10 protein-coding genes are annotated in these 12449 nt (G+C 54.9%); 1 reads left to right on the top strand and 9 read right to left on the bottom strand.

The features are described from left to right. Positions 1–8: 8 nt before the first annotated feature. From AC0L6S_RS02600 to AC0L6S_RS02580, 5 genes are all read right to left on the bottom strand, one after another. The gene (locus AC0L6S_RS02600) at positions 9–527 is read right to left on the bottom strand and encodes a winged helix-turn-helix transcriptional regulator (protein WP_473426863.1); all 519 of its coding nucleotides are present in this window, start codon (positions 525–527) and stop codon (positions 9–11) included. 258 nt (positions 528–785) lie between these two features. After that, positions 786–2381 carry an isocitrate lyase gene (locus tag AC0L6S_RS02595; protein WP_473426862.1) on the bottom strand — a complete coding sequence of 532 codons (1596 nt, stop codon included), beginning with the start codon at positions 2379–2381 and terminating at the stop codon, positions 786–788. A 293-nt stretch (positions 2382–2674) separates the two neighbouring features. After that, positions 2675–4201: a parallel beta-helix domain-containing protein gene (locus AC0L6S_RS02590; protein ID WP_473426861.1), complete on the bottom strand. Its 1527-nt coding sequence runs from the start codon at positions 4199–4201 to the stop codon at positions 2675–2677. After that, entirely contained in the window at positions 4198–5355 is a 1158-nt protein-coding gene (locus AC0L6S_RS02585) for a cytochrome-c peroxidase (RefSeq protein WP_473426860.1), read from the bottom strand. Before AC0L6S_RS02585 ends, AC0L6S_RS02590 begins: the two co-directional genes overlap by 4 nt. 60 nt (positions 5356–5415) lie before the next feature. Beyond that, complete coding sequence (locus AC0L6S_RS02580) at positions 5416–6048, bottom strand: c-type cytochrome (protein WP_473426859.1); 633 nt, start codon at positions 6046–6048, stop codon at positions 5416–5418. Positions 6049–6398: 350 nt separating this feature from the next. Here AC0L6S_RS02580 and AC0L6S_RS02575 point away from each other — a divergent pair, with 350 nt between their 5' ends. Beyond that, the gene (locus tag AC0L6S_RS02575) at positions 6399–8684 is read left to right on the top strand and encodes a TonB-dependent receptor (RefSeq protein WP_473426858.1); all 2286 of its coding nucleotides are present in this window, start codon (positions 6399–6401) and stop codon (positions 8682–8684) included. Positions 8685–8708: 24 nt separating this feature from the next. On the opposite strand, the gene AC0L6S_RS02570 is transcribed toward AC0L6S_RS02575, so the two are convergent. The 4 genes from AC0L6S_RS02570 to AC0L6S_RS02555 are packed head-to-tail and all read right to left on the bottom strand — an operon-like array spanning position 8709 to position 12432. Beyond that, on the bottom strand, positions 8709–9095 hold the full coding sequence (locus AC0L6S_RS02570) for a group III truncated hemoglobin (RefSeq protein ID WP_473426857.1): 387 nt from the start codon (positions 9093–9095) through the stop codon (positions 8709–8711). A 4-nt stretch (positions 9096–9099) separates the two neighbouring features. Beyond that, positions 9100–10515 (bottom strand): ribosome biogenesis GTPase Der, encoded by a 1416-nt coding sequence (gene der / locus AC0L6S_RS02565; RefSeq protein WP_473426856.1) that lies wholly within the window; start codon positions 10513–10515, stop codon positions 9100–9102. Continuing rightward, the gene (gene bamB, locus AC0L6S_RS02560) at positions 10515–11690 is read right to left on the bottom strand and encodes an outer membrane protein assembly factor BamB (protein WP_473426855.1); all 1176 of its coding nucleotides are present in this window, start codon (positions 11688–11690) and stop codon (positions 10515–10517) included. The genes der and bamB overlap by 1 nt, the downstream gene beginning before the upstream one ends. A 4-nt stretch (positions 11691–11694) precedes the next feature. Continuing rightward, a complete protein-coding gene (locus tag AC0L6S_RS02555) occupies positions 11695–12432 on the bottom strand; it encodes a YfgM family protein (protein ID WP_473426854.1) in 738 nt (245 codons plus the stop codon). Positions 12433–12449 lie beyond the last annotated feature (17 nt).

Here is a 12449-nt window from a genome sequence, read left to right as displayed (position 1 = left end):
AGACGCAGCTAGGCATTTCCCCGCAGCAGCGCGGGGATTTCCTTCAGGGGTGTCGCTTCATCCGGGTGCTCAGGGTCGCACAGGGCGGGGCCCAGTTGCGGCCTGACGCCCTCGGGGCGGAGCGGTTCGCCGCAGACGCTACAGGTGAGTGTAGGCCGGGTTTTCTCACCACAGGCCTGATGCACATATTCCAGCGGTGCTCCCTCGCCCTTGTCCATCCACTCGTCTCCCCAGCGAGACAGACTCATCAGCACCGGGTAGAGCCCCAGGCCCTTGCGCGTCAGGCGGTACTCGTAACGCACAGGGCGATCGTGATACGGCACTTTGACCAACACGCCCTGCTCTACCAGCTTGCCGAGACGTTCTGCAAGGCGATGGCGGGTTATTCCGAGGTTGCTTTGAAACTGATCGAAACGACGGGTGCCCAGAAAGGCATCGCGAAGAATCAGCATCGTCCAGCGTTCACCCACGACGGAAAGTGCCCGGGCGACAGAACAGACTTGTTTATCGATATCATCCCAACGCATGATTTTCTTCCCCCCTTCTTCGCACTAATGTCACGGTGCAGATAAAAGGTATCACATTCGATTCTGGCAAGAATCCTGAATATTGGCAGCGTTGTAGCCGGCCGCCACACACCTGTAAACACAGGGCTCGGACCGCCCGCTGACCCCGCCATCCTCTGTTGCGGGATTACTGTAGGCAAATCTTCACCTGTAGGGTACAGGCAAAAAAAAGGGCGGGTAAAAACCCCGCCCCGCTTCAGTCAGCTGTGCCGGGAAAGCTTAGCCGAACTGGTTCATGGTGTTGTCTTTACCACCGGCTTTCAGAGCAGCTTCACCAGCGAAGTATTCCTTGTGATCATCGCCGAGATCGGAGCCTGCCATGTTCTGGTGCTTGACGCAGGCGATTCCCTGCCGGATTTCCTTACGCTGCACACCCTTCACATAACCCAGCATGCCCTGCTCGCCAAAGTATTCCTTGGCAAGGTTATCAGTGGACAACGCCGCAGTGTGGTACGTGGGCAGCGTGATCAGGTGGTGGAAGATACCCGCTTCACGTGAGGAATCTGCCTGGAAGGTACGGATACGATCATCAGCTTCTGCAGCCAATTCGCTTTCGTCATAGTCCACGCTCATCAGTGCGTCGCGATCATAGGCAGAAACGTCCTTGCCGGCTTCACTCCACGCATCAAACACCTGCTGACGGAAGTTCAGTGTCCAGTTGAAGGACGGCGAGTTGTTGTACACCAGCTTCGCATTGGGGATAACCTCGCGAATGCGGTTTACCATGCCCGCGATCTGGCCAATATGAGGCTTCTCAGTCTCGATCCACAGCAGGTCAGCGCCGTGCTGCAGGGACGTGATGGAGTCCAGCACACAGCGGTCTTCACCGGTACCCTTGCGGAACTGGTACAGGTTGGACGGCAGGCGCTTGGGACGCATCAGTTGGTCGTGGTACTTGATAATCACGTCGCCGTGGCTCATCTCGGACACGTCCAGCTCTTCCATATCGAGGAAGCTGTTGTACTGGTCGCCCAGGTCACCCGGAGTGTGGGTTACCGCAATCTGCTTGGTCAGGCCAGCACCGAGAGAGTCAGTACGGGCAACGATGACACCATCATCCACACCCAGTTCAAGGAATGCGTAACGCACTGCGCGGATCTTGGCGAGGAAGTCTTCGTGAGGAACGGTTACTTTACCGTCCTGGTGACCACACTGCTTTTCGTCAGACACCTGGTTCTCGATCTGGATCGCACACGCGCCCGCTTCGATCATCTGCTTGGCCAACAGATAGGTGGCTTCCGCGTTGCCGAAGCCCGCATCAATGTCAGCAATAATCGGTACAACGTGTGTCTGGAAGTTATCAATCTGGTCCTGAACCGCTTTCTCTTTGGCCGCATCGCCAGACTCGCGCGCTGCATCCAGTTCACGGAACAAGCCACCCAACTCGCGCGCATCAGCCTGGCGCAGGAAGGTGTACAGCTCCTCGATCAGGCCGGGGACAGTTGTCTTCTCATGCATGGATTGATCAGGCAGCGGGCCAAACTCGGAGCGCAGTGCTGCGATCATCCAGCCGGACAGGTACAGGTAGCGCTTGCTGGTATCGTTGAAGTGTTTTTTGATGGCGATCAGTTTCTGCTGGCCAATAAAGCCGTGCCAGCAACCGAGGGACTGCGTGTACTGGCTGCTGTCCGCATCGTACTCTGCCATATCCTGACGCATGATCGCCGCCGTGTATTTGGCGATATCCAGACCAGTGCGAAAGCGGTTTTGCAATCGCATACGCGCAGCGGATTCAGGATTGATATGATCCCAGGCACTGCCGCTTTTTTCTCGCAGCTGGGCCAATTCAGCAATTTCGTCTTGAAATGTGGACATGGTAGTTCCTCTGGATTTCTGTTGCGGTTATTTCCAATACCCGAAAGGACGTCGCAGGCCGCACGGCGCCTCTCAGATCAGATTGGCGCTAGTGTAGTGATACGATCTATATAATTGAAATTAATAGTGGCGATTTTTACTATTCACTGCGTGAATTAAAAATCCCGGTCGGCCAACCACAGCCGGTGGGGGGAAATCGAGACGTTCTAAAGCTGGTTACCCGCAGAGCTATCTGCGCGGCATCGGTGTTGCCGCCCCTGAACGGGGCGGCTATAGGGTGGGAATGGCTCGGATTACTTTTTAACTTGAAGCATGTACTCACCCACCGCCAGACGCGTCTCCTCGTCCAGATAATCCTGTGGCGGCATCTCGGGATAGTCGTCGCGTTTTTTGATCGGGTTGGTGATGTAGTCTGCGATGCCCTGCGGATTATCCATATACAGGGCCTGTATGATCTGCACCGGCGGACCGATCATCCTACCGGTGTAGGTGTGACAACCGGCACAGATACCCAGATAGGCAATCTTGCCCCTGTCCTCTGCCTTGATTTCACGGGCAGGCACCGGCGGCAGCAGGTAATTACCGATACTGGCGGTATTAGTGAAATCGCAATCCCCATAATCCCCCAATCCCACGGTGATGTATTGCTGCCGGTTTACGATACAGCTATCCGCCGAAGGGCCGACACTGACAATATCGGGCTGGCCTGATTTCAATTGTGTCAACATTAACGCCTTGATCTCTGTCACCGGGTCGTACCCGTTGTTGATCATTGTGTTGTTCAGGATTTTGACGCGATCTGAGTTGGGCTCCGATTCGGGGTCAATCGTGACATTGGCCGCGTGGCTGTGATCGGTTACCAGAATACCTGCATTCTTGTTGTCTTTGATGATATTGCCTTCCACCACGACATCGTCCGCAGCCATAATCAATATGCCGGTACCCGCAGGTATACCGGCCACCGTCGAGCCCGGTGCGCCGAAATTGACATGGTTATTGGACAAAACAAAGTTGTTGCGAATGATTACATCGTAAGTGGTTTTGATGGGCAGGCCGGGCGTGATGAAGGCGAGAATACCGCCTGTGTTGTTGTACACCCGGTTGGCCTCGACGATGGCATGGCGGCTGTTCTCGATCTCAATACCGGCAACGCTGTCGTAGACATCGTTGTACGCGACGTGCACGTTGTCGCTCATCCCCACATAGATAGCGGCATCCTCGATTCCCGATACCACGTTATGCTCTACCACACCATTCTGGCCCAACTGCGGAAAGATACCGTAGACACCGGTATCGACGATGTAATTGTTGCGAATCTCCCAGTTGTTCCCAGCCTGGCTCATAATGCCATTGCCCTTGTAACGGGTGATCTTGAAGTTTTCGACGACGATGTTATTGCCCGAGTAAAGAATCGCATCGTTCAGCTCTCCCTCGCCATCCAGAACCGGGCGTTTTCCTCCCAGGATGACGCCGATCAAGCGGATACCGTCTTTATCGATATACACCGTTTCCTTGTAGGTTCCGGGCATGACTTGAATCGTCGTGCCGGGCTCCGCAGCCTGCACTGCCTGTTGAATGGACTCGCCCTCGTTGACAACCACAACCACATCAGTCATCGGTGGGCCGGCAACCGCTTTGCTATTGCCGCTGAGCGTAAACTCATTATTCTCAGCGTTGAATCCGGCGCCATAGGTGGCTCCACTACTGGCGGATTCTACGATGGCCGGAGGTCGCTGCTCCTGAGTGCCCCTACCGATAAACATTCCGCCCGCGAATGCGGCCAGAATCAGAACCACAGCCAGAATTTTTCCTGTGCTCATGTAGCATCTCCCGATGATTTCTGTGTTGATATATTACTCGTCTGCGTCTCGCCATGGACTGGTGCCAGTCCCGAGGGCAGTTGCTTCGGCACCTCAGGTTTCAGGCTCTCATCCGTCAGCGCACCCAAAAAGTCGACCAGACGATCCAGCTCGTAGTCGGTCAAATCGGGTGATGAAATATGCCAGTGCAACTGTAAATCCACCCCTTCAGGGACTGCGTGGCCGCGACCGCCGTTATAAAACTCAGCCACTTCGCGCAAATTATGGAACCGGCCCGAGTGCATATAGGGCGCGGTCTGTACGATATTGCGCAGTGTCGGCACCTTGAAACCCGCCTTCAGTTCAGGCGCATCATAGGTCAGTTGCGCTCCGATATCGATGGGCCAGCCCTCTGGCTCCGGCGCACCGATGACCGCCACCTGCTGATTAGTGAACAGCGGCGGCGTATGACACTCGGCGCAGCGAGCCACGAACGAGCGAAAGATATTCAGGCCCTCAACCTCCGGCGCCGTGAGTGCAGCATGATAGCCGTGCGCATATCGATCATAGCGGCTATTCAGTGATATCAGTGTTGTCTGAAACGCTGCCAGCGCATCGTAGACCTCCTCAAGTTGAATGCGTTCATCCTGCCGCTGTGGATAGGCCTGGTGAAACAGGGCCTGGTATGCGGGAATAGTATTCAGCGTCGCCAGCAGATTATCTGGAGAGTTGCCCATCTCATTGGGCGCAAACAAGGGTCCTACCATCTGTTCTTCGAGTGTGGTGGCGTGCGCATCCCAGAAAAACTTGTTCAGAAATGCCGTATTCCACAGCGAGGGTGCCGCGCGCGAGACCTCCTGATCACCGATACCCCGGCTGCGCGGCAGACCGTCCGAAAAACCCTGATCGGGGTCATGGCAACTCGCACAGGACACTGTGCCATCACCGGACAGTACCGGGTCGAAAAAGAGGTAACGGCCGAGGTCAATTTGCTGCGGGGTAAAGCCATCGCGATGAGCCGGCAGGGATGTCTGCGTCCCTCCCAACCCGGCCCCCTGCACAGAATCGTAAAAATCGTACATGGTACGAAGCTGGCAGGTTCCCGTCGCGCTCTCCTCAAAACTCGGCGGACAGGTATTGCGAAGCTGGAAACTGCCGGTTTCTGCTTTCGCCATCCCAATCCACCACAACGGGATTGAGGCGGCCAACAATGCCACGCGCACTATCACGGCTCGCTACGGTGAAACAGCCAGACTCTGGATATAAGCAATTACATCATCCAGGTCCTTGTCGGAAGGCAAACTGTTGGACATCATCTTCATCTGCTTGCCATACTTGTCATCCGCGTGCGTTCCACGTATACCCTGCTGAAAATTCTGCATTTGCGACTTCAGGTAGCCGGCATCCAGAATCACCAACGCCGGTGCATTCAAACCGGGATTCCCCTGCGCCTCTCCGCCGTGACAGGCGCCACAGGAGGCGTGATAGTAGTTATTCCCATTCTTTAGATCACCTGTTGTCACAGCAGCCGGCACCGCTGGGGGAAGTGCCGCCAGATAGTCTGCAAGTAGCACCACATCATCCTCTGACAGGGTGGCGGCCATGGCTTTCATTTGTGCACCCTGCACATCCCTCTGGTCAGCGCCGCGAATATCCGCCTTAAAGTGTCGCAGCTGACGCGCCAGATAAGCCGCATCCTGCCCCGCCAGTGCCGGAGCTTTCAGCGCAACATTGCCCTCCGCCTGCTCACCATGACAGGCAGCACAGGGCTGGTACTTTGCCTGTGCAGCGGCTTCGGCGTGAACGGTAGCGGGAAACAAGAACATAATCGGCAACATACAACCGATGAAACCCAATCGTATCCTCATCGTTTTTCTTGCCTCCATCTAGCAATAAAGGGTCATACGGCGATTTTGGGGATGCAAGTAAACCACATGATTATAGTTATGACTACCATATATTAATTTAGTTGCATTTCATTTATAATCGCTGCCACTATCAGTTCGAATAATAATCCATATTCAAATTCAACAGGATGAAATGAATGCTCCCACCTAAGAAACTCTCTGGCAAACCTCCTGCTGTCCGGCTGCTAGTGCTCGCTTGTGCTGCCGGCGTCGCGTCCTCTAACGGCTTGGCCCAGGAAACCAGGCAGAAAGGGTACCAGCTGCAATTGGAAGAGGTCCTCGTAACCGCCCAAAAGCGTGAAGAGGACACGATGAGTGTACCTATTACCGTAAACTCGTTCTCAGCACAGGACATGCTCAATACCGGCGCGGACAACATTCAGGATATTTCCGATTTTATGCCCGGTGTTGAAATCGATGCCGGCGGTGCGACTCAGGTGGGAATATCGATTCGCGGTATCAAGAGTCCGAACATCAGTACCGGCGGCGACCCCTCTGTTGCCACCTTCTATGACAATTCCTATATGCCGAGGGCCGCAACATCCATCCCCTTTACTGATATCGCCCGCACCGAAGTGCTAAAGGGCCCGCAGGGTACCTTGTTCGGCCGGAACGCTACAGCCGGTGTTATCAATATCGTACCGAATAAACCGGCACATGAATTTGAAGGCTTCATCAGGAGTCGTGTGGGCAACTACGGCAGGTTTGACGTAGAAGGCATGGTGAACCAGCCTGTCACCGATGACATCGCTGTGCGCGCCAATGTATTTTCTCACCAGCGCGATGGCATCATCAAGAATGAAGGGATTGGAGATGACCTTCGCAACGAGGGTTTTTACGCACTGAGAATGTCCATCCTCTATGATCTATCACCGGACACCTCCATTCAGTTAGCCGGCGATTATGAAAACCGCAATGAAGACCCCCAGTATTCCATCGGGGTGAGCAAATACGGTTATAGCACTGATCCCTACAACAACAAGGCCGCGAACGATGTATTCAACCGCGAAGAGAATCGTCATATGTGGGGTACGTCACTGCAAGCAGATCACAGCTTTAATGACGAGCTTTCAGTATTCGGCATCCTCAGCTACAGAGAGTGGGATACGACAAACCTGCAGGACGAGGACGGTACAGCGGACATCCGCCGCTACGTTGATACCAATAATATAGAAAATTCCAATATCTGGTACAGCGAGATACGATTCAACTTCGTCAACGACAAATTCAATGTCATTGCCGGGGCCAACTACAGCACAGAAGATGTCAGGCAGCGCACCGACATCGGTGTATACACTGATTCCTATATGCAGTTCCTCAGTCCCCCTGTGCTGCAAGCGCTGGGCGACCCCAATGCCAACAACGACAGCAGCCTCTGGGCCACATTCCCGGACGCCCCCGATTCGTTCTGGTTGACCCTCTCCGAGCTTGTCGGAACCGAGGAGTTTGGTATGCCTGTGGCGGTGCTACCGCCAAGCTTTGCAGGCCAATACTTCACTGAAACCATGGACAACACGGGAAGTTTCCAGAATGCGGGCATCTTTGCGGATGTCACCTACAACCTGACAGACACTATCAGGGTGTCCGGCGGGCTGCGCTACAGCTATGACAACAAGACATACTCCTGGCAAACCTACCCCAACGATCTGGGCTGGCCTTACGCACCTTTCCGTGTCGCGTTCAACCCGGCTGAAACTGGCGCCAGCCCCGCAGACTACTTTAACAAGTTCGAGGATTCCAATGACTGGAGTAAGATGACCGGGCGACTGGTACTGGACTGGTCGTTTATGGACACGGCGATGGTCTACGCATCCTATGCCACCGGCTATAAATCCGGTGGCTATGACGGCCAGGTATTTTCAGCCTATGTGACCGGCCCCTTTGACCCCGAGGAAATGACCAGCACTGAGCTCGGGCTGAAAGGCGACTTTTTCGACGATCGACTGCGTGTGGAAACCTCCCTGTTCTATCAACAACTCGACGGACAGCAGTATTCCACCGACACCAAGGATTGCACACCCGGTTCGACGCAGGATGAATGTAATCTTCAGGACCCAACTGCACAGCCAACTATTGTTTCTCGGGACGTCGACACTGATGGCATAGAGATTATGTTGCAATGGCGTGCTCTGGATACGCTGCTACTCACCGGCATGACAACTGTACGGAATCAGGATGTCACTCCCGATCCCTATTTCAACGACGGTGGCGAGCCGGTAGGCGGCAGAAAAGAGAGTAATAGCACCAATACAGATTACACCCTCCGGCTTGACTGGACACCTGAGTTGCCTGCTGGGTACGGTTACCTACTGGTGCATGTCGACTATGTTTTTGAAGAATCTGAAGACCCCAGCGACTACAACGGCACCATCTGGACCACCGGCGAATGGTACTTCCAGGATCGCGAACTTCTGAGCGCACGAATCGCCTGGACCAACGAAGCTGAAAATTTTGAAGTGGCGATATGGGGTAAAAACCTGCAGGACAACGAAATTGCCGATAACCCGGGCGGTTTTGCAGCCGCCAACCTCGGTGCCTATCGTACTTCGATCGAAGATCCATTGACCTACGGAATGGATATCCGGTATTCCTTCTAGGTCTACCGGGTTAGCCACATACCTTCAGGGTTGCAGGCTCTTTTCCATATTGGCGGCAATGGTTGCCGCCACCTGCTTTGCTCGCTCGGCGCGATCTCCAGCATAATAGGCATCCACTGTCGCTACGAAGAGTGCCAGCCAACGCTGAAAATCCTCACCCTGGAGAGCACGTTTGCCGTGTAGCTGTCGGTGAATATCCATGGTGTGCCTCTGGTATCGTTTCTCACCCAGGAGCAGCTTGCACCAGTAATTCTTGATATGTGGCAGGTGTACGGAGAGATCGATTTCAGCGACATCGATAAAGATTGGTGCCAACTGTTCGTCGGCCAGCATGCGCTGGTAAAAGCGGTCCACGAACAACTCGATGTGTTCGCGGGTATCCAGATCGGGCCTACTTTCACCAGCGCCCATCAGCTTACTTCTTCTTTTTACTCTTCTTCGCCTTTTTGACATGCGACATCAGGCGGCGTTTCCGCTGCACCTGGCGCTGCGTCAACTTGTTGCGCTTTTCGGCGAATGGGTTTTCACTGGCACGGAATTCGACACGCACTGGCGTACCGGCCAGATCAAGTTCACGGCGATAGACTTTCTCCAGGTACCGCTGATAGCTGTTTGGCACACTGCCTGTCTGGTTACCATGAATCACAATCAGTGGTGGATTCTGGCCACCTGCGTGCGCATAACGCAATTTGATGCGCCGCCCGTTCACCATGGGCGGTGGATGATCAAACACAGCCGCTTCCAGAATACGGGTTAACGCATTGGTACTGAGTTTACGGGTGGCCGAAGCGTACGCACTGTTGATTGACTCATAGAGGTGACCAACGCCGGTCCCGTGCAGTGCCGAAATATAGTGCGTATCGGCGTATTCGGCAAAACGTAAACGGCGATCCAGCTCCCGCTTGATCCAATCTCGCTGGTCGGTATCTATACCGTCCCATTTATTGATCGCCAGCACCAGTGCGCGACCTTTATCCATGCAGTGACCCAGTAGATGCATGTCCTGATCCACAATGCCCTCGTGGGCGTCCATCACCAGCACTACAACATGGGCGTCATCCACCGCCTTGAGCGTTTTCACGATGGAAAACTTTTCGACAACCATTTTTACGTTCTTGCGACGTCTCACGCCAGCGGTATCGATCAGGGTATATTTCTGATCACCGCGCTCGTAGTCGATATAGATGCTGTCGCGGGTTGTTCCGGGCTGATCGAAAACTACCACCCGATCTTCGCCCAGCAGCCGGTTTACCAGTGTGGATTTCCCAACATTCGGGCGGCCAACAATCGCCACGCGAATACTGTCCGGATAACGTTCGCGCTCCGGCTCATCGGCAGGTTCAGAAAATTGCGCGAGCACCTGCTCGATCATATTGGAGACGCCGCGACCGTGTGACGCTGCTATCGCAAACATGGAATCTACACCGAGCGAGTAAAAATCCCCAGTGGCGACATCCTCATTGAGGCCATCAATCTTGTTGACGACAACATGAAATGCCTTGTTTTGCTGTCGTAACCGACTGGCCAGGGCCTCGTCTGTGGCATTCAAGCCCTGTCTGCCGTCGACTATAAACAGCACGACATCAGCCTCTTCGATTGCGGTCAGCGCCTGCTGCGCCATCGGCGTATCGATACCGGCCTCATCGCCGGTGATGCCGCCCGTATCAATGACGACAAACGGACGGCTGCCGACTTTGGACTCACCGTATTTTCGATCCCGGGTCAGCCCGGGAAAATCTGCGACCAGCGCATCCCTGCTTCGCGTAAGCTGGTTGAACAGCGTGGATTTACCAACATTAGGGCGCCCGACCAGAGCGATGACAGGTATCATCAGTTTTTGGCAGTAATCTCATACGCAGCCAATTCACCGGCATTACCGTACACATAGAGTACATTGCCTTCGCTGAGCATATCAGCGCGCACACCCTCATCATCGACACGGAAGCGACCGACAAAGTTGCCATCGACCTGTGACAGTATGTGTACATAGCCCTCGAAGTCACCCACCGCCACATAGCTGCTCACTGGAGTCGGCCTGGAAAGCTCGCGGTAGGCCAGCGCACCCTGTGTCCAACGTATACCCTGACCATTGCGCATATAGGCAGTGAGCGTGCCGTCCTCGTCAGCAACGTATACGTTGCTGAACCCCTGTGATACACCGGAAAATGAGGAGGCACTCTGCTGCCACACTTTGCGACCACTCTGCAGATCAATACCCACGACACTGCCCTGGTAGCTCACCGCATACAACTCATTGCCGACCAGCTCCATGGTGCCGTCTACATCGACGATACGCTCGATTTCGGAGCGGCCCTGCGGTATCGCCACACGAACCTCCCACAACAGGGCACCGGTCTCGTCATCAAAGCCCAGTACCCGGCCATTGGCAAACCCGGCATAGACCTGGTTATTATTGAAAACCGGTGTACTGGTACCGCGAATGGTTAATACCGGTACATTGCTATCGTAGGTCCAGAGCAGCGTTCCCGTACCGAAATCGAGCCCCTGCAGGCGGCCGTCGTATGTCTGCGCAACGACGACTTTTCCATTACCCTGTGGCGCGGACAGAATCTCTCCACGCACGGGCGTGGACCACACACGCTCACCGGAGCTCGCATCCAACCGCAGCACATAGCCCTCGGCGCTGCCGACAAACAATGCATCCTCATACACGCCAACGCCGCCGGACAGCGGGGTCTCCAACTCCACCTCCCACACAGTGTCTCCGGAAAGCCGGTTTATCGCGGCGACTTCGCCATCAGCTGCAGCGACATAGATCATTTCTCCGCGAATAGCTGGCCGCAATCGATAAAACCCATCACCCTGACCATCGCCCACATCAATCGACCAGAGCTCGTCGATTTCCACACTCTCGTTTATATCCGTGAGTTCAGCTGGCGCAGTCGCATCATCATCATCCGATTCAAACCACCCGGATATGGTGCTGCACGCTGCCAGATTGATTATCAGGAAGAGCGGTATGACGTGACGGTAGATCGATCGCATATTGTTATTCCTCCAGAGTGTCTGAATCGTCGTCGACCGGGGATACCTCAGGGGCATCGATTAACACGGTACTCTCATCAATTTGCCGCGGGGGCACGGGCGACAGGCTTTGCAGCTTCTGTTGCAGCACGGAGAGGTTCACACCCTGCCCACCGCTGGCAGCCATAGTCATTGCCACGTTGTAAGCTGTACGTGCTTCATCCGGTCGCTCTGCGGCTAGCAGGATATCTCCCTGTGCAATCGCGTAGGACGCACCGTACGGGCCCGGATCGGCGTCCATAAGTATGTCCAGAGCCTGATCGGTACCTCCTGCAGCAGCCAGCACGCGGGCCAATCGCAACTGTGCAATCTGCGCGGTATCACTACCGGCGTCGGCCTTGCCCAGCACCCAACGCAACTGCGCCTCGGCTTCCGCCATATCGCCGTTTTCAACCGCTATAGCAGCCAGTTGCAGGGCTGCAAACTGTGCATACGTCGTGCTACTGAACTCACGCTTCAGCTGTTCAGCCAATTCCACGCCCTGTGCAGTTTGCGGTGAGTCTGGCGTATCCACCGCACGTAATAGGGCCTGGTACATTTCAGATGCCTGCTCCAGTTGGCCTATGTTGCGGGCCTGCCACGCCTGCCAGCCAAAACCACCAGCCAGTGCGAGTACGATGATCGCGACGGTGGATCGACCATTTTCATTCCACCAGCGACGCAGCGCTTCGACCTGCTCTTCTTCGGTATTGTACGGTTCCACGTCGTTCCTTCCTCTTA

The organism is Halioglobus sp. D3-4 (genome assembly GCF_055809315.1).
Note: the sequence above shows the minus strand (reverse complement) of the source record. Positions and strands in the feature narration are given on the sequence as shown.